This window comes from Virgibacillus sp. Bac330, from assembly GCF_003667845.1.
Classification (GTDB): Bacteria; Bacillota; Bacilli; order Bacillales; family Amphibacillaceae; genus Virgibacillus; species Virgibacillus chiguensis.
This window is the reverse complement of record NZ_CP033048.1, coordinates 603,779-623,371: the sequence shown is the minus strand read 5'-3', so window position 1 is coordinate 623,371 and position 19,593 is coordinate 603,779. Positions and strand designations below refer to the sequence as shown.

Below are 19,593 nucleotides of genomic sequence, written 5' to 3'. Positions count from 1 at the left end.
AGCATGTCAAACTTCAATGAAGCACTCCATTTTTTCTTCATGAGTTGTGCCCATGTGATAGTTTGAACGACATTATTATACCAAAGAAAAGGAAGGAGCTTAAATCTCACCTCTCCTTCCCGGTTAGCAACGTAGCGAGTGGAACGAATCAACGAAAGTTTTAGGAAACATGCTCCTGCAACAGGAGTATGCCCGCGCCCTCTGGCAAGCCCGTCTTTAGTCGGCCTTTCTATTTAGTACGAACAGATGATGACTTATCTTAGGGTCCTAATAAATTGTTAATTTACCATTATTTTCAGGGCTACAAACAAGCAGCCTAAGATAACAACTTAATTGTAGCTTCTTTTTTTATTGAATTTCACTTAATAATTGATGCGCTTCTTCTTTTGTTGTGACATGAAGTAATTTTTCTCTGTAATCGTCATCCATTAATTTCCGTGAAAGCATTTGTAAAATTTTCAAATGATCATCTCCAGCCCTCTCTGTAGGCACGGCAATCATAAATATTAATTTAGCAGGGTTTCCGTCTAAACTTTCCCAATCAACTCCAGCGCGATGCATACCAAAAGCTACAGCTGGTTCACTTACTGCATCGGATTTTCCATGTGGGATAGCAATGCTCATCCCCATTCCTGTCGTCCCTTCATGCTCTCGAGCGATAACAACTTGCTTATATGCTTCTGCGTCAAGTACTACTCCTGCTTGTTTCATACTAGCTATTAACTCATCTAATACTTCTTCTTTTGTATTTCCTTGAAGATCTAAATGAATTAAATCGTTCGTTACAATATCGGTTAATTTCGTAATCTCAGTCGTTTTAGATGAAGCATCTTCTTCCGCTCGTTTAGGTGACGTATCATTTCCCTTGAGCGTTCCTGATACATCTTTCTTAAGAAAGTTAACCATGAAAGCCGTGACAATTGTACCGATAATGGCAGCTACAAAGAACATAAGCACATTATCTACTGCTCCTAGTACAGCGACAATAGGTCCGCCGTGAGCTACTCGATCACCGACATTCCCAATCATTGCAATGACAGAACCTGTCATGGAACCAACCATAATACTTGGAATAACTCGCAATGGATCTTGCGCAGCAAAAGGAATCGCTCCTTCCGTTATGCCAAATAGTCCCATAGTGAAACTTGCTTTTCCTGCTTGTTGCTCTGCAGGTTGATATTTACGTTTGTTCATAAGCGTCGCTAGTCCCATTCCTAAAGGTGGAATACAGATAGCGACAGCAATTGGTCCCATAATTTCATAATTTCCTTCTGCAATCATGGCTGAACCAAATAAGAAGGCTACTTTATTAAAAGGACCACCCATATCAATGGAAATCATAGCCCCTAAAATTAGAGCGAGCAATATAGAACTTGCTCCTTGCATCCCTTCTAGCCATGCTGTTAACGATTCAAACACTTGTGCTACTGGCGCACCAACAACATAAACAAATAATAACCCAACTGCTAAAGTTGCTAAGATTGGTATAAAAATAATTGGCATTACAGGTTGAATGGCTTGTGGTACTTTAATCTTCTTAATAGCTAATGTAATATACCCCGCAAGAAAACCTGCAATAATACCACCAATAAAACCTGCACCTGCTTCACTTCCATAAAAGCTACCATTTGCAGCGATAAACCCACCAATAATTCCGGGAGCTAAGCCTGGACGGTCAGCAATACTAACAGCGATAAAACCTGCCAATATAGGCACCATAAAGCTAAAGGATGCCGCGCCAATTTCTTCTACCTTTTTCCAAAACGAATCTTCAGGAATAACGATTCCTCCTGGTGTTTGTTCACCACCTAAAGTTAGTGCAAGAGCTATCAGCAATCCACCAACTACAATAAAAGGAATCATATAGGAAACTCCACTCATCAAATGTCGATATATGGGGTTTTCTTTTTCTTTTTTCTTCTTTTTCACGTCGTTTGCGGACATTAAGTCAGCTTGATAAACAGGTACATCTTCGGTAGCAAATCGGTTAATTAATTCTTCTGGACGTTTTATCCCTTCCTGCACACCAGTAGCAATTAACCTTTTTCCAATAAAACGTTCCTTCGTGACTTCTTTATCACTCGCTATAATTACACCATCTGCTTCTTCAATATCCTCATCCGTCAATGCATTCTCTACACCAATAGAACCTTGTGTTTCGACTTTTATGTCTACACCTAGTTTCTCACCAGCTTTTTGTAAGTTTTCAGCCGCCATATACGTATGAGCAATTCCTACAGGACACGCTGTAACAGCAACTATTTTCATCATTACGCCTCCTACTCATCTATTTTACATCTATGATTTATAATTGCTTGCAAACTTAGTATACAGTAGCTTTATCTACAATATATTCTTTATTCTTTCCGGAACTATGGTAATTATATTTTATTATTATTTTAATGTTTCTAGCCGTTGGTTTTTTCCATTCGCATTAAAGAAAACGTAGCTTACCTTCAATTCTTAGAAGAAAAACTTGGCTTGTTGCCAAGTCTTATAGTGAAAGCTGTAGTTTTTCTTATAAACCTTTCCAATTCATGTTCCCAGAGCAGAAATGAAAAAACACGACGAACCGCTACTTACCACTCTTTTTCTGTCAATACACGTAAGAATGCTTGCTTATCAGTAGCATTTAATAAATCTCTTACTGTCATTGGGTCGTTTGATAGTGATGATAGCTTATGAATAATTGCTTTAATTGGATTCGCTTTTTCATTCGCTAAGGCCAACATAAACACAATTGACACCTCTTCTTTTCCCCACTCCAACGGCTCGGTTAAAACAGCAATGGCAATCGTAGAAGCAATAACAAGCGTCGGATCTCCATGTGGAATAGCTATGGCACCACCAATTGCTGTAGCTGACTTCCTTTCACGCAAAAGCGCTTGATGGACATATGATTTTTCTACTTTACCTTGTTTGTATAAGGCATTTCCTAGCATTTCAACTACTTGAAAACGATGTTGAGGATTAATATTTAGAAACAGTAATTCTTCTTCTATAAAATCATGTAAAACTTGAGGACTGGTAGCCAAAACAGAAGAACGACCCGCTTTTTTCTTCAGAAATCGTTGCAATTTTTCTTTATCAGTTGCTTCTAAAAGCGGAGAAATAATAATCGTTGGGATATTAATTTTTTCTATAGGCGTAGTCGATATAATTAAATGCACTTGTTCTCGCTTTATAAAACGTTGCACTTCTCCCTTCCCAACAGTTCCTACAATTTTCATTTCTTGATACTGTTTTTCCACTTTTGCTTGCAGTAATCTAGACATCCCTATTCCCATATCACAAACAATTAACACGCGAGGTACTGCATAATTTTCAGCATCTAACCTTTCTATGGAAGCTTGAAAATGCAGAACTATATAAGCTGCTTCTTCTTCAGGTATATCAAATGGAAATTTCTCACTTACCTTCTCTAAAGACAGCGTCACCATACTCAGCATATACGGATACATCTTTTTTATGTCCTGTAACAATGGATTACTAATTGGAAATCCATACAGCAAACGATTAGTAACAGCTTCTAAATGAATCATAAGTCCATTGATTAGTTGTTCATCTTCATGAAAGGATACATGCGTCAACTGTTGCATCGTCTCGATCATTGTCGATAATACTTGGCGTGTAATTTCTTCTTCCGTAGATGTATGTAACGAATATTTTTTACTCCCACGTAAATGCCACGTTAAATATATTGTCTCGTCTTGAGCTAACGTAATCCCAAATTTGTGTTCAAGCTGATCTAAACACCAAGCAGCCGCTCGGTACTCATTTGTCTCACTCATCGATGCACTTTGCTTATCAATCACTATTGGACTAGCCTGCTTTGTACGTTGTACCATAACGAGCACGTGGACAACTAAATTATCCAGCGCATGACTTGTCATGGGAATTTTCCATTTTTCTATCATTTGGTTTAGTATTTGTCTTACTGTAGCAATTTCAAAGGGCGCAAATACATTCTTTAAAAATGCCGTCGCACTTTGGTTCACCATTTCCTCTATATGTGCCAAAGCCATTCGTTTGTTTAATTCTTCCCCTTTTACGTAATGACCTAGCTTTTGCCTTGATTCAATAATCAATCCAAAACTTTCAAACCACTGCTGAATCGCTTCAAGATCACTCTTTATAGCAGTATGATGGACATAGTAATCCATACTCAGCTGTTGCAACGTGAGTGGGTTTTTATCAGTTAATAAACGATAAGCTATTTCCATAAGCCGTTGATACGATGATTTATTTTCACGAAAAAGTGCATGAAACAAGTCTTGTTTATCTGAATTGTTTATCTCTAAATAAATCCCTGTTCCAGGTTTTCGAATTAAACATGCAGACGAATAGTTTTGCAAATAAACATCAATTGTTCGCAAATCATTACGAACTGTTTTTTCTGAACAATCAAGTTGTTTAGCAAGATCATTGACTAAAATTGGACGGTTGCCATAAGATAATAGAGCTTCGATTATTTTTCGCTGTCTAGCATTCATCTTAGCTGCTCCTTGTTCACATAGTTTGCGGTACAATATGCGCCCATAAAAATTTAACGTATATAACTGTTTTTACTGAGCACACACTCTAGTATACTGTATCACAACAATTTCTCCTCATGTATAACTTTGTTCGAATAATCACAAATAAAAATAATATATTACAAGACTTTGCTTATCGCGAATTTTGGTGAAAGCCACAGCTTTTCCCGATAGCATAAAAAACCCCTATTATAAAGAAATAAGGGTAGTATGTAAAATATTAGATTTTGCATAGATAACTAAACATAGACTTTTTCCTTTTAAAGACGGAAACGGTTACTTCCATTGAAAACGCAACCACTTTTCTACGTTTAAAATGACATACATTAATTTTTGAACCTTTTCGATATGATATGTTTCCTTTCCGATTAATCAAGGAATATACTAAAATAGAGATTATATTTAAAATGATAAGAAAGGGGTTTTCTATTTGACTAACAAAATCACCGTTACAAACCCGGCTACTGGTGAAGTACTAAAAGAATTGAGTTCCTGGTCTAATGAGGAAGTAAAGAAAGCGCTTTATAAAGGTTATGCGTTCTTTCCAACTTGGGCAAGTATACATGCACATAAACGGTCACAATTACTGCAACGTTGGGCAATACAAATCAGAGAGCATAAGGATGAACTTGCTAAACTGATGACGAAGGAAAACGGAAAGCCACTAAAGGAATCTTATGGTGAGATAGAATATGCGGCAAGTTATATTGATTGGTATGCAGAAGAAGCAAAGCGAATTTATGGGCGAACAATTCCAGCAAACGCCGAATCAAAACGAATCCTCGTTCGTAAAGAGCCTGTTGGTTTAGTCGCTGCTATTACACCTTGGAATTTCCCTGCAGCCATGATGACAAGAAAAGCAGCACCAGCACTAGCTGCCGGGTGTACATTTATTGTCAAACCTGCTTCTGAAACACCGCTATCAGGTATTCGAATAATTGAATTAGCTCATAAGGCAGGTATTCCAGAAGACGCTATTCAATATGTCGTCGGTTCCGGGAAAGAGATTGGCGCATTATTTACAGAAAGTGACTATGTGCGTAAGATTACCTTTACAGGTTCCACTGCTGTAGGAAAAAACTTAATTAAAGGAAGCGCAAACACGGTCAAACATGTCACCATGGAGCTTGGTGGGCATGCACCATTGATTGTTGCTAAAGATGCGGATATTGAATTTGCAGCTGAACAAACGATCATCTCAAAATTTCGTAATGCTGGCCAAACATGCGTCTGCGCAAATCGAATTATCGTTCACGAAGATATTGTAGATCAGTTTGCAGCAGCTTTTGTACAACGTGCCAAACATTTAACGGTTGGCAATGGACTTCATGATAATATGGATATTGGACCAATCATTAATGAACGAGGCTATAACAAAATTAAAGAACATATTGATGATGCTAAGCAAAAAGGTGCTAAAGTATTGTTAGGAGATACATTTGATGCAAACCATGAGAAAGGATATTATTTTGTATACCCAACCATACTTAATGAAGTAACAGCGGATATGACAATTATGCATGAGGAAACATTTGGTCCAGTAGCTCCTATAACTACTTTTACAAATATCGAGGAAGCTGTACGCCTTGCTAACGATACGCCATTTGGTTTAGCTGCCTACTTTTTTACAAATGATTACCGTACTGGTACTTATTTGTATGAGCATTTAGATTACGGCATTGTTGGCTGGAACGACGGCGGACCATCTGCCGCTCACGCCCCATTTGGTGGAATGAAGGAGAGCGGACTTGGTCGTGAAGGTGGGGTGGAAGGCATTGAACCTTACTTAGAAACTAAATATGTATCGATTGGAAATCTATCGTATTAGAAAAACTCGTCCTACCATCAAGTCTTTATGGCGAATGCTGTAGCTCTGCTTATACTATAAATCATAGAAAATTTTATACTTTTCTATAGAAACAAAAGGGAAACCTCCTGTTCTATAGGAGGCTCCCTTTTTCCTGCTATTAAAAGTATACCAATGTAAAATAATGACGATGCATACACGCCACCCCTCTTGCTTTAAGTTAATAAATGACCGGTTGAACATAAGCTTCATTTGCAATAAACATATCTTGAAGCAGCTTATGAGCTACTTCCGCAGATGGCACAAATGGATGCATGGTCATCGCCTGAATGGCTACCCCAATGTTTTTGGATATTCCTGCTTCCACAGTCAGTGACTCATAAGCTTTCATATATTGTAATAATCCGTGAACATGCGGTAAGATTTCTGGTACTTGAATTGGTATAATTCCATGTCTTTCCACTACACTATTCACCTGAACACAAGCATCGTTCCGTAAGCCTTCTATTGCTCCATTATTTCTAATATTTACTGGTAAAATGCGCTTTAAATTATAATGGATTGCTTGAATAACCTCGAGCACCCCTTCTAAAGCTGCTGCACCTCGCCTATCTTCCACTCCATTTGGTAACGTAGCTGTTTTTGCATGTTCATATAGAGAAAATAACTGCTTGTGTTCTTCTAGTTCAAAATCAGATGGAAGCACACCTTGTTTAAACACATCTAATTGCTTTGTTAAAATTTGGTCACCCTGATAATAATAAGGCTGATAGTCGCAACCAATAACGCCATATGTTTGTAAAAAATACGTATCAACTGTAATATCTTGCCGCTTTTTTCTACTATGCAGTTTTTTATAAAGTATGGCATCTGTTAACTTTGATTTTCCACGAACATATAAATCCGTAACCCATAACAATTGACTTGTCCCTATTAGTTGCATACTTATATCATTTTTGACAACATCGTACGCCTTTGCAAATTGATTCCGAAAAGCCATTGGCCCCTCATTGATACCAATAACTTTCACATTCGTATGCTTATCTATCGCTTCTGTGATTATACTACAAGGATTCGTCAAATTAAGTAACCAAGCATCTGGTGCTAATTCTTCAATATCTTCACAAATATCAAGCATAATAGGTATCGTTCGTAAAGCATTCATAAATCCAACCGGACCTGAAGCTTCCTCTGCTATGATACCATACTCTAAACATAACGTTTCATCTATTTGACGCATATCAAAGCCACCTACTCTGATTTGATTAATAATAAAATCAGCCTGCTTCAATGCCTCTCGCCTATCGAGCGTTTCCATTATTTCTATGTTACTATTTTCCTGTTCTATCATACGTCTAACGAAAGATGCAATGATGGATAAACGTTCTCTCCCTGCTAAAATATCAACAAGGTATATCTTTTTTATAGGTAATGCTTCCTCGTGTTGGATAAATTGACTTATTAACTGTGGCGTAGATGCTGAACCTCCTCCAAGAATAGCAATATTCAAGGTGGTCATGAGTTGTATCCCCCTTTATCACGAATATAAAATGCTGTATCACTTCTTCAAGAATGTGAACATGTTAGCTTGGACATTAACCAAAAGATAAAAGATAACAGCACATAGTTCATTTATAAGCCTTTGCGTCATAGGATTGAAGTGGGCCATCAGCAGCAGATTGAAAAACTGCCACTAATTAAAATTCCACTTTATCGTACGTATTAAAAAGTATATGATAGAGGATGTCATTTTAGTAGTTAAGTCTGCTTGCTCTCTTAGCCAAACGAAGGCTACTGCCATAAAGGTTTGGCAATAGCCTTCTATTTGCTGTTAAATCTTATGTTTTCTAATAACTGTTAAAAAAAGCTAGTCAAGGCAGCGACCCTAACTAGCTTTTTTATTACAATGTAATGATATTTTCTTCTTTACTTTCTACTTTTCCACTCTTCTCAAGTGATATTTGTTGTCCCTCTTTTAGGTTGGTAAATACAATTGGTGTGATAACCGGCATTCCTTTACTTTGAATAAAGGACAGATCTGCTTTAAGCAGTGGTTGTCCAGCTTCGACCTTATCTCCTTCTTCAATGAGCATTTCAAAGCCGTCTCCTTTTAAATTAACCGTATCAATACCAACATGAATAAGAATTTCTTTTCCACCATCTGACTGTAAACCAATGGCATGTTTAGTTGGGAAAACATTTACCACTTTCCCATTTACAGGTGAAACAACTAGACCGTCTTCTGGTACAATCGCAAAACCATCACCCATCATTTTTCCAGAAAATACTTGATCAGGAACTTCTGTTATTGGCAATAGCTCCCCTTTCATTGGTGAAACAATTGCTTCTGTTTCAGCTTCATTTTGCATTGCCTCTGGATTGACTTCTTCAATCTGTTGTTGAACTTCTTCATCTTGATCTGTTTCCACAGGACGTGGTGTTTTACCAGACATAATATCTTGCATTTGTCCTTTAATCGTTTCGGAACGTGGACCAAAAATGGCTTGAATATTATCGCCAACTTCTAATACACCTGAAGCGCCTAGCTTCTTCAATCTTTCTTTATCGACATTTTTGATCGAATTAACGGACACACGTAAACGTGTAATACATGCATCTAAGTGTGCAATATTTTCTTGACCACCCATTGCTTCTAATACATCATAAGCAAGCTCACCAGTTTGTCCACTATTATTTTCCTCTTCCTCTTCCACTTTCTCCCGACCTGGAGTCATTAAGTTAAACTTCTGAATGAAGAAGCGGAAAATGACGTAGTAAATAACAGCAAATGCTAAACCTAATAGGATGGTGATCCACCACGGTTCCTTATTCGGTAAAATTCCAAATAATACAAAGTCAATCGCACCACCGGAAAACGTATAACCGACATTAACGCTTAAGAACGTCATTAGTACGAATGAAAGTCCATCTAAAACCGCATGTAAGAGAAATAATAACGGTGAAACAAACATAAATGAAAATTCGAGCGGCTCAGTAATCCCTGTTAAAAAGGATGTTAATGCTGCAGAGCCTAACAAACCAGCAACGACCTTTTTCTTTTCTGGTCGTGCTGTGTGATACATAGCTAATGCTGCTGCTGGTAAACCAAACATCATAACTGGAAATTCCCCTGCCATAAAGTTACCAGCTGTAATTTCTACCCCATCTTTTAACTGGGCAAAGAAAATCGTCATATCTCCACGAACTAAATCACCTGCTACAGTAGTATACGAACCAAATTCATACCAAAATGGCGCATGGAAAATATGGTGCAATCCAAATGGAATAAGTAATCTTTTTACAAAACCAAAGAAGAAAACAGCTAAATATGTTCCTTCCTCAATTAGCCAATAGGATGCACTATTCATCGCATCTTGCACAGGTGGCCAAACAAATAATAGCGCAATACCTGCAAGAAATGAAAACGCAGCCGTAACAATTGGTACAAATCGCTTTCCAGCAAAGAAACCGAGAAAAGCGGGCATTTCAATATTGTGATAGCGATTATAACAAAATGCGGCAATCAAACCTACAATGATACCTCCAAACACGCCTGTTTGTAACGTAGGAATGCCTAATACAGAAGCAAACCCAGGGTCTGATTCGATCATTTCTGGGGTAACATCGATCCAAGAGCCCATGACTTGGTTTAAGACTAAATACCCTACAAGAGCTGCTAAACCAGCTGCCCCATCACTCGCTAAACCTATGGCTACACCAATCGCAAAGATAAGCGCCAAGTTACTAAAAATAATTCCACCGGCATCTTCCATGACAGTAGCAACCAATTGAATCCAATCCGCTTTTAAAAACGGTAAGTATCCTAACATCGTCTCTTGCTGTGCTGCATTACCAAACCCAAGCAATAAACCAGCAGCCGGTAATAACGCGACTGGAAGCATAAGTGCTTTACCAACTTTTTGTAAGACACCAAAAGCTTTTTTAAACATCTTTTTTCCTCCTTTTATGCAACAACCAACATTAAAATTTCGAGAAGCTTTCTTTACCATTTATCCTTCCCAAAATCTATAAGAAAAATGAAAAAAACATGACTTATTAGCAAGTACCATGACGAAATCCTTCACTTTACTTCACACTATAAACTTGAAAAACGCGCTTTTCGCCAAAGTGTTTATAACACTAGAACGTCAACATTTTTCTTAAAGGATAAACCCTAAAGAACAAAAAAAGGCATGAGTAGAAATCAGAAACAAGCAGTAGGGGCTATACGTGTACCCTACTGTCCTATTTCATAATCTTTCCACTCATGCCTGATCGTATCAGTAACACGGAAAATGTATTATGAGTCATGTTTTTGATAGAGGCGTTGCAAGTGCATCGTTAAATACACCGCTTCCGCTTCATATACTGGTTGCTTTAATGTTTGTTGCATCATTTTAATCAATTTCCACGCTAGATTATAACATGTTGGGTATTCCTTTTTCAAGAGGGAAGCTATTTTAACTGGTTCATCTACTGTCTCCCCCTTTAACACGCGTTCGATTGTATAGCGCACATGCCGAACAAGGCGTACGTACTCTATCCCGCCTCTGTCCACTTTAATTTTTAATTGTTCTTCAATAATATCGACAAATTGCGTAACCAATTGGGAGTATTTATTGATATCAGAGAGAGCTTTATTCGATATGGCACTGTGTACATGTAAAGCAATAAAGCCAATTTCCCCTTCAGGAAGATGAATATCCAACCTATGATTCATGTCTTCAACAATTTCTGAGGCGATCTCATACTCAAAAGGATATAATGCTTTTGTTTCGGCAAGAAAAGGATTTTTTATTTCCAAACCTTTTAGCATACGATGGTAAGCAAACAACACATGATCAGTTAGAGCCACATGAACGGATTCATTCAACATGACATGTGATCGTTTCTGAATTAATTCTACCGCTTTAACAATGGAATCCAACAATGTATGATCTATGTTTGGAAGCAATTGCTTATATTGCGCCTGCGCCTGTTCATCACGTAATACAAACAGCTTTTCTATTTGCTCTTTATGGATAATGTCTTTTTTCTTATAATGAAAACCAATTCCATTACCAATCAAGACGACTTCATTCTGTTGGTCATCCAAAGCAATGAGGACGTTATTATTTAGTGATTTCTTAACCGTAAACGTGTTCAAGATGTTTATCTCCTTAGAAGCTGTATTTCCAATACGTACTTGTTACTACAGGAAACATTATGCACGATTAGCTAGAAACATTGCAAGTAGATTGAATCTCCTACAGATTAAGGTTTGAAATGACCACCGAAGAAAAAGCATACGTTAATATATCTCCAGTAGTTGCGCTAAATTAATAAGCTTTCTCCATATAGCTATTATTTTGATGAATTAAGGATAAAAGTCATGTTAAAGCCTCTATGACTTGCAATTAATTCTTCTCATGTTTGGAATAGAAAAAATTTGGCTTATGCACCGTATTATCAAATGGTTTATGAAAAATATGTGTTGTTGCTGGTGACAATGGAGGAATAAGCCATGACCATTTACCAGTAACTGTTCTGCCTTGTTTTTGTTCATTCTTTTCAAATACCGCAAATTGTTTAGCTGCTGTATGATGATCAACAATGGAAACCCCTGCTTGTTTAAATGACTCTAAAACCGCAATGTTTAATTCAACTAAAGCACGATCTTTCCATAATGTATTTAAATGCTTTGTGTTTAACCTCAACTGTTTCGCGACTAAAGGTAATAAATTGTAACGGTTCTCATCAGCAAGGTTTCTTGCCCCAATTTCTGTTCCCATGTACCATCCGTTAAACGGGGCAGCATAATAACTTATACCACCTATTTCCAAGCGCATATCAGAAATAATTGGTACACCATACCATTTTACTTTTTGCTGAGCAAAAATATCTTCCGTTGGATGTTGGATGGGAACTTCTAAAACCATATCGCTAGGAATCTCCATCCACTCTGGTTCTCCATCATCAACTTGGATAACTAATGGGAGCAAATCAAAAGGAGTTCCTTCCCCTTTCCAGCCAAGTTTTTGACATTGCTGTGTAAAAGTAATCGAATCAGGGTCACCTATTATTCCATTTTCTGTTTGGTAACCAGCGTAGCGAAGCAGCTGATGATTCCATATTTTCACTGGAGCATGTCCATCCTTTGTTGGTGAGAATATCGTAATTAACGGTCGAATTTTCCCGCCGTTTCCAGCGTAACGAATGTGATGCAATAACTGTTCAAAAACATGTTGGCTTTTATTCACAGAACGCGCATCAATAACTTCCATACGCTCCCAAAACAACCTACCAATACAACGGTTAGAATTTCTCCAAGCTACTTTCGCCCCGTAGGTTAATTCCTCATACGTATGCTCATAAGTGCCTGTTTGTTCCATTTCACGTTGTACCTCTTGTAATCGGTATTCAAGCTCTTTTTCTAACCCACATTCATTGTGATACAGTTGCAAAAAATGTACAGCTTCTGCCCATAGTTGCTCTTGATTATCATGCATATATTATCCTCCGATGTTTGAACTCTTTTATAGTTTATCAAAGCCATTTTCCTTCATGTGTGACAAACTTTCAACAACTGAGCCATATTCTAATTAATAATTTGTTTTCCTTTCACATCATCATTATCCTATTCCTTTTTTAAAAATAGACTTTCCACCAAACCATGAATACGAAAACAGCAGCTAGATTTTCACTTTACTATCAACCTTTTACATTTTATACTCTTATGAGGATGATTATAGCATCCATAGGAGTCCTGTAAGAAAATCAACTTTTAGTACGATAAATTGTCGTTCATTCCATGTAAACGACGCTGAATTCTACTGCATTGTAAAATTTTATTGACGGTTTTCAGTTCTTTCGTTTTTTCTGTCTAGATGTAGTAAGATAGATTGGGTAGAATAAAAGAGGGAGATTCGAATGGAAGATTTACTACACGATTTACTTAATGAACAGCTTATTTTAGTCTTTGTTATTTTGTTTTTAGGATCATTATTAGGACAATTAAAAATAAAAGGCATCTGTCTAGGCTCAGCTGGAGTTCTAGTAATTGCGATGCTTTTTGGACATTTTGGTTATCAAGTATCAACAGCAGTACAAAATTTGGGGCTTAGCTTATTCATAGTTGCCGTTGGGCTACAAGCGGGGCCGCGTTTTTTCCGTATGATGCGTTCTAATGGGATCGTTTTTTGCCTTATTTCTTTATTTATCGTCATTAGTGCAGCTGTAACTTCTGTTGTCGTTGCTAAAATTTTCGACCTGCCAACAGCACTAGCTATTGGGTTATTAACAGGTGCATTAACAAACACCTCAGGCTTAGCAGCAGCTCTGCAAGCAACCAATGACCCGATGGCATCTGTTGGTTATGGGATCGCCTATCCATTCGGCGTGCTTGCTATTATACTATTCGTTCAGCTTTTACCGCGTATTGGGAAGATAAACCTTGCTAAAGACTTAGAAGAAACAAACAGCCCGATAAAAACAGAACACTCACCAGAAGTAATGACATTTAAAGTAACGAACCCAAAATTGCATAAAAAAACATTACGCGAGCTCGGTTTTAGTCGAAATTCTGTCGTGATCAGCCGGATTATCCGTGGAGTTCACACCATGATTGCACTTCACGACACTACTATTTTATTAGGAGATTACCTCGTTTCCGTTGGGGAAGCTGACGAACTGAAAGCTTTTGGAGAATATGTTGGTGAACCCGTCAATGCAACGATGGATAACCCTGATAATATACAATTACGCAAGATTACGGTTGAGGATGAAGACTTAGTTGGTAAAAACATGAAAGAACTTAGACTGAGGAGAGATTATGGGGCAACCGTAACCAGAATTGAACGAGATGGAATTGAGCTAAATCAAAATCCGAACACTCCATTACTTCGTGGAGATGTCTTAACGATGGTAAGTAGTGAAAATCGATTAGATGAAATAGAAAAATTCTTTTCCCGTAAAAAACTATCTGTAACAAACATTCACATCCTATCCATTAGTGTTACGCTTTTAGTCGGTATTCTAGTTGGAATGCTACCAATTCCTATACCAGGATTAGGAACGATGCAGCTTGGATTAGCAGGAGGCCCTTTAATTGTTGCTTTAATTATTGGCCACTTTGGAAAACTAGGCCCCATCCATGTACGGTATTACGGTCCAGCTATTCACGTTATAAGCGAATTAGGTCTTGTCTTATTTTTGGCAGGCGCTGGAACAACAGCAGGCCAAGGTTTAATTGATGTGATCCAAAAGCAAGGTGTCGTATTAGTTGTTAGTGGAACTATTATAACGACTGTGTCCATCTTATGTGGATATTTTGCAGCAAGAAAACTGTTTAAGTTGGGCGTTGTCTACTCACTAGGTACTTTATGTGGTGGTAGAACATGTACACCTGGACTCGGTGCCTTGAATTTACAAATAGATTCTGAAGAACCAGCTATTGCTTATGCTGCAGCTTATCCTTTTTCACTTATTTTTGGTACGGTTGCCGCTCAATTTGTGTTAGTTTTCTTCTAAAAAATAAAGATGAAGATATTACAACCTTTATTTGTACATTTTTTCACAAATGATCATCATCTATTAACATGTTAAAACAAAGTTTACGTTTATAGACAGCTTGAATGACCGCAAATTCGCCTGAAAAAAGTGGTAATGGTTATAATTGACTCATTTTCTATCCTTAATGACGAAAAGCTTATATGTCTTTATATAAATGAAAGCAAGCACTTTTTATCGGACGCCTACTTTACTATTTATGTAAAAAGTCTACATGGGAGATAACCATACCTATGTCTCATTTCCGTAATAGGTATTTAAGTAATACTTGAGCTACTAAAAATCAGTGGAGAAAAAAACAAACTCCACTGATTTTTTCTATTACTTTTTAAACTGTTTCTTTTTTATCGTATGCTTTTCAACCTCATCTTTTAAAACTGTATAACCAATTCCTGGCGCATCATTTACTGTTAAGACACCGTCTTCTGCCACTACCTCCGGATTAATAATATCTTTTTCCCAATATCTGGAAGAAGACGCTGTGTCTCCTGGAAGTGTAAAGTTGGCTAGCGAAGCAATAGCAATATTGTGCGCGCGTCCAACACCAGACTCTAACATTCCACCACACCATAAGGGTATCCCTGCTTGTTCACATAGGTCATGAATTCGTTTTGATTCGGTCAATCCGCCTACACGACCGATTTTTAAATTAATTATTTTGCAGCTTCCTAAAGCAATTGCTTTCCGAGCATCTTCATAAGAATGGATGCTTTCATCTAGACACACTGGTGTTTCAATCTCTTTTTGTAACGTAGCATGATCAAGGATATCATCAGCTGCAAGCGGCTGCTCAATCATCATTAAATGAAACGCATCCAAAGCTTTCAACGTGTCCATATCTTCCAGCGTATAAGCAGAGTTTGCATCTACCATTAAAGGGATATCTGGAAAATGCTGACGTACTTCTCGTACTACATCCACATCTTTACCAGGCTTAATTTTTATTTTAATTCGTTTGTAACCTTCATCCACTTTTTCTTGAATATTTGCTAGTAGAGCTTCAATATTTTCCTCGATTCCTAAGCTAATCCCTACTTCGATTTGCTTTTTGGTTCCACCTAATACGGAAGATAAAGACTTTTCTTGCTGTTTTGCATACAAATCCCACATAGCACCTTCCAAAGCTGATTTAGCCATATAATTGCCTTTATACGGTTTAAACGTATGTTGTAAATCGTTTGGGTGGCTTATCTCTTGTTTCAATGCCTCTGGAACGAGAAACTGGTCAAGCATCATCCAGCTTTGTTGCGTAAATTCTTCACTATACATCGGACGTTCGGAAGCTACACCTTCGCCCCACCCAGATCGACCACTAGCATCTTTCACCTCTACTAATAAAAAACCGCGATCTTGCTCAGTACCAAAGCTTGTTGTAAATGGGTGTTTCATTTTCATTTTCAATTGATATAAAATAATTTCTGAAATATCCACTAGTTATCTACTCCTTTTTTTAAAACAAATTACCATTGGGACTTTGCTATCCTTTCGGAAAGATTTAGCTATGTTTACATAGTATCATGTTTGAATGAAGGATGGTTCAGCAAATCCTTTCATATGTGTCAAGTTTTTCTCGACATATTTGTAACCTCAATATATCCAGCTATTTGAAATGTAGGCAAGATTGAACTCATGAAGCCTATACAGGCCCCCAACTAATAAATACTGCAACAGTTAAGTAGACAATACCGATAATGAACCAAATAATTACTAAAGGTATAATGAATTTTACCCACTTTACCCAGGAAATACCAGCTATCGCTAGGGTAGCCATCAAAATTCCAGAAATAGGAGTAATGACGTTTGAAAATCCATCCCCCATTTTGTATGCTTGAACCGCCACTTGTCTTGGAATTTCCATCATATCTGCTAAAGGGGTCATAATAGGCATGACAATTACTGCTTGTCCACTTCCAGAGGAAACAATAATGTTAAACAAAAAATTAGCTAAAAACATCATATTTGCGCCTAATACACTGGAGAATGGATCCATGATCGTAGCCATCCCTTGGACAATCGTATCCAGGATTTGACCGTTTTCTAAAACAACAACGATAGAACGAGCCATTCCAATAATCAATGCTCCATATACTAAACCACGACAACCATTAAAAAATTGTGTAACGAGTTCATTAGGATGCATTCTAGCAAGAAAAGCTGTTCCTATTGCAATAACGATAAACATAGCGGCCATTTGGTTTAGCGACCAATCATACTGAAAGACACCAAACACATAAATAGCTATGCCAACCGCTAGCCATGTTAATACTAACTTATGAACAGTGGTAAGTTGTGCATGAACGCTTTCGAAAGCTTTTTCTTCTGATTTTGGAAATGGGTTGTCTCCTAATACACTTTTGGTTGGGTCTTTTTTAATTCGATTCGCATACCACCAAACATAGCCAATCGTAGATCCAAGTACAGTTACATAAATGAGGATTCGATAGCTAATACCTGAGAAAAGAGGAACTTGAGCAATTTCTTGAGCCGTCCCTGTTGTTAACGGGTCAAGAAATGCTGTGTTAAACCCTGCATAAGCTCCCAAATATATAATGGACACGCCAACAATAGCGTCTAATTTCATAGAACGCGCTAGGATAATCCCAATTGGTATAAATGCAATGACAGCATTTACTATAATTCCTAATGCTCCAAATATCGAAAATAACGTACTAACGAGAATAATCAGTAAATATTCCTTATTCTTCGTTTTATTAATAGTCTTCATAATAAGTGCATCGATCGCTCCCGTATACTCAATGACCCCAAAAGCACCACCAATGATAAGCACTAAGAAGATAAGCCCTGCTGAATCAATCATTCCTTGTTGAATAGATACAAATAAATCCATAAAGGAAGCTGGGTCCTGCTCAAATTGTTGGTAGCTCTCAGGCACTACTATCGTTTTGTCATCCACTGTTTCCCGCTCAAAACTCCCCGCTGGGATAATATACGTGGCTATAGCAGCTAGCACTAAAATCATAAATAAAATAACATAAGCATCTGGCAAACCTAGCTTCTTCTTGTCTTTTTGTGTAAATCCTGATGAATTTTTCATAGTCTCCTCCGATTTTTCTAAATTTTATTAACTTGCATGATATTATAATAAAGCATATAATTTATTTCAATACTAAATTAAAATAATAGTTTAAAAACTTTTAAACTTCCACTCTTGTAAAGCGAACCGCAATTAGGGGAGTTCTTTCATTCTCCACTAGATTTTCTTCGCATGTCATGAGTATGACCTACAACCCTCTTACAAAAAGGAATAGAGATGTTGTTAGCTGACTTAGATGTTTCAACTCATCTTTTTCAATTCTTAAAGGAGAAGCCTTATAACACTTTTTAAACAGGAAAGGAGATCGCCTCTCATGGCTAACTTAGAACAAAAAATAAAAAACACGTTCCATCATTTACATAACCATGCAGAAATCAGTTGGGAAGAGATAGAAACGACCAACTACATCAAGCATATTCTTCAAGAACAAGGGTGTGATGTGCATACATTCACAGATCACACAGGGGTTATTGGGCGATTTGGAAACTTTGAAAAAGATTTACCAATAGTAGCCATTCGAGCTGATATTGACGCACTTTGGCAAGAAGTAGATGGCACATTTCAAGCCAATCATTCTTGTGGACATGACGCACATATGGCTATGGTATTAGGACTATTGTGGAAATTAAAACAGAGCTCCAGTCTTCAAGACAAGGTAGCGATAAAATTTATTTTTCAACCTGCAGAAGAAACAGGGACTGGCGCATTAAAATTAGTAGAAAAAGGTGTTGTAGAAGATGTCGATTATTTATTTGGCGTCCATTTACGACCAAAACAAGAGACTCCGATGCACAATGCAGCTCCCGTCATTGTGCATGGAGCATGTAAAACATACAAAGCGAAAATTATTGGTGTAGACGCACATGGGGCAAGACCGCACTTAAATACGAATGCAATTGAAGTTGGTGCACAAATTGTACAATTACTAAGTAAGATTCATTTAGATCCAACCGTCCCGCATTCTGTAAAAATGACGAGCTTCCAAGCTGGTAGCAAGAGCACCAACATTATACCTGGAAGTGCTACTTTTGCAATCGACATGCGGGCACAAACGAATGAAGCGATGGATGAGCTAGATAAGCAAGTAGGAGCCATTTTTGATTCAATACAACATCTTTACCCAATTAACATAGACATTATGGAGAAGCATGGCATTGCTGCAGCCAAAACAAATAAGGAAGCAACATCTATAATGACAACTGCTATTACCAATGTGTTAGGGAAAGAAGCCGTTCAGCCCCCTTTAATTACTCCTGGAGGAGATGATTTTCACTTCTATACAATTAAGAAGCCAGAATTAAAAGCGACTATGCTAGGTCTCGGTTGTGATTTAACGCCAGGATTACATCACCCACAAATGACATTTAATTCTGATGCACTCATCAACGGTGTTGAAATTCTAACGGAAGCAGTTCGACAAGTTTATGAATTGTAGAGCATTTTCTATTAAAAGGTTGGCTTCCATTTTCGTTATATCTCAAGTTGTACGTTCTAAAGGTGTGCAGAAGAAATAGACGTAGACACTGTAGTAAGAAGGCATTGGATAGCCCCTACATTGCGCCTGCACGAGGGGGCTATCCAACCACTTACGAAAAGCAACATGTTTTGCCGAGCATTTTAGAGACATGAACTACTTCCACTCGTTCATG

Annotated in this window: 11 protein-coding genes; 3 read left to right on the top strand and 8 right to left on the bottom strand. The window is 37.6% G+C overall.

Annotated elements, in window-relative coordinates; all coding sequences use genetic code 11:
- Positions 1–348: 348 nt before the first annotated feature.
- Together D9780_RS02715 and D9780_RS02710 are read right to left on the bottom strand one after the other, a co-directional pair.
- Positions 349–2,268, bottom strand: a complete 1,920-nt coding sequence (locus D9780_RS02715) for a PTS fructose transporter subunit IIABC (RefSeq protein WP_116279791.1) — start codon at positions 2,266–2,268, stop codon at positions 349–351.
- Positions 2,269–2,579: 311 nt separating this feature from the next.
- Positions 2,580–4,493 carry a BglG family transcription antiterminator gene (locus D9780_RS02710; RefSeq protein WP_121639203.1) on the bottom strand — a complete coding sequence of 638 codons (1,914 nt, stop codon included), beginning with the start codon at positions 4,491–4,493 and terminating at the stop codon, positions 2,580–2,582.
- Positions 4,494–4,965: 472 nt separating this feature from the next.
- Between D9780_RS02710 and D9780_RS02705 the strand changes: the two genes are divergently transcribed.
- Positions 4,966–6,363 carry an NAD-dependent succinate-semialdehyde dehydrogenase gene (locus D9780_RS02705; protein WP_121639202.1) on the top strand — a complete coding sequence of 466 codons (1,398 nt, stop codon included), beginning with the start codon at positions 4,966–4,968 and terminating at the stop codon, positions 6,361–6,363.
- Between the two features lie 199 nt (positions 6,364–6,562).
- Here D9780_RS02705 and D9780_RS02700 read toward each other — a convergent pair whose 3' ends face one another.
- The 4 genes from D9780_RS02700 to D9780_RS02685 all read right to left on the bottom strand — a co-directional run bounded on the left by D9780_RS02700 (position 6,563) and on the right by D9780_RS02685 (position 12,830).
- A complete protein-coding gene (locus D9780_RS02700; protein ID WP_121639201.1) occupies positions 6,563–7,861 on the bottom strand; it encodes a family 4 glycosyl hydrolase in 1,299 nt (432 codons plus the stop codon).
- Between the two features lie 382 nt (positions 7,862–8,243).
- Positions 8,244–10,292, bottom strand: coding sequence for a glucose-specific PTS transporter subunit IIBC (gene ptsG, locus D9780_RS02695; RefSeq protein ID WP_121639200.1), 2,049 nt, complete (start codon positions 10,290–10,292; stop codon positions 8,244–8,246).
- Positions 10,293–10,642: 350 nt separating this feature from the next.
- Positions 10,643–11,488, bottom strand: coding sequence for a glucose PTS transporter transcription antiterminator GlcT (gene glcT / locus D9780_RS02690; RefSeq protein WP_121639199.1), 846 nt, complete (start codon positions 11,486–11,488; stop codon positions 10,643–10,645).
- 250 nt (positions 11,489–11,738) lie between these two features.
- On the bottom strand, positions 11,739–12,830 hold the full coding sequence (locus D9780_RS02685) for a nitric oxide synthase oxygenase (RefSeq protein ID WP_073005829.1): 1,092 nt from the start codon (positions 12,828–12,830) through the stop codon (positions 11,739–11,741).
- A 421-nt stretch (positions 12,831–13,251) separates the two neighbouring features.
- On the opposite strand from D9780_RS02685, the gene D9780_RS02680 reads away from it, so the two are divergent.
- Positions 13,252–14,850: an aspartate:alanine exchanger family transporter gene (locus D9780_RS02680; RefSeq protein ID WP_121639198.1), complete on the top strand. Its 1,599-nt coding sequence runs from the start codon at positions 13,252–13,254 to the stop codon at positions 14,848–14,850.
- A gap of 360 nt (positions 14,851–15,210) precedes the next feature.
- On the opposite strand, the gene menC is transcribed toward D9780_RS02680, so the two are convergent.
- Entirely contained in the window at positions 15,211–16,320 is a 1,110-nt protein-coding gene (menC, locus tag D9780_RS02675; RefSeq protein ID WP_073005826.1) for an o-succinylbenzoate synthase, read from the bottom strand.
- 205 nt (positions 16,321–16,525) lie between these two features.
- The gene (locus tag D9780_RS02670; RefSeq protein WP_121639197.1) at positions 16,526–17,944 is read right to left on the bottom strand and encodes a YfcC family protein; all 1,419 of its coding nucleotides are present in this window, start codon (positions 17,942–17,944) and stop codon (positions 16,526–16,528) included.
- 313 nt (positions 17,945–18,257) lie between these two features.
- Here D9780_RS02670 and D9780_RS02665 point away from each other — a divergent pair, with 313 nt between their 5' ends.
- Positions 18,258–19,379, top strand: a complete 1,122-nt coding sequence (locus D9780_RS02665) for a M20 peptidase aminoacylase family protein (protein WP_121639196.1) — start codon at positions 18,258–18,260, stop codon at positions 19,377–19,379.
- The last annotated feature ends 214 nt before the right edge of the window (positions 19,380–19,593 follow it).

What these genes read in the sequence shown, in the direction of transcription:
- D9780_RS02715 (WP_116279791.1), bottom strand. Translation starts at nt 2,268, where the DNA reads ATGAAAATAGTTGCTGTTACAGCGTGTCCTGTAGGAATTGCTCATACG.
- D9780_RS02710 (WP_121639203.1), bottom strand. Translation starts at nt 4,493, where the DNA reads ATGAATGCTAGACAGCGAAAAATAATCGAAGCTCTATTATCTTATGGC.
- D9780_RS02700 (WP_121639201.1), bottom strand. Translation starts at nt 7,861, where the DNA reads ATGACCACCTTGAATATTGCTATTCTTGGAGGAGGTTCAGCATCTACG.
- ptsG (WP_121639200.1), bottom strand. Translation starts at nt 10,292, where the DNA reads ATGTTTAAAAAAGCTTTTGGTGTCTTACAAAAAGTTGGTAAAGCACTT.
- D9780_RS02685 (WP_073005829.1), bottom strand. Translation starts at nt 12,830, where the DNA reads ATGCATGATAATCAAGAGCAACTATGGGCAGAAGCTGTACATTTTTTG.
- D9780_RS02680 (WP_121639198.1), top strand. Translation starts at nt 13,252, where the DNA reads ATGGAAGATTTACTACACGATTTACTTAATGAACAGCTTATTTTAGTC.
- D9780_RS02670 (WP_121639197.1), bottom strand. Translation starts at nt 17,944, where the DNA reads ATGAAAAATTCATCAGGATTTACACAAAAAGACAAGAAGAAGCTAGGT.
- D9780_RS02665 (WP_121639196.1), top strand. Translation starts at nt 18,258, where the DNA reads ATGGCTAACTTAGAACAAAAAATAAAAAACACGTTCCATCATTTACAT.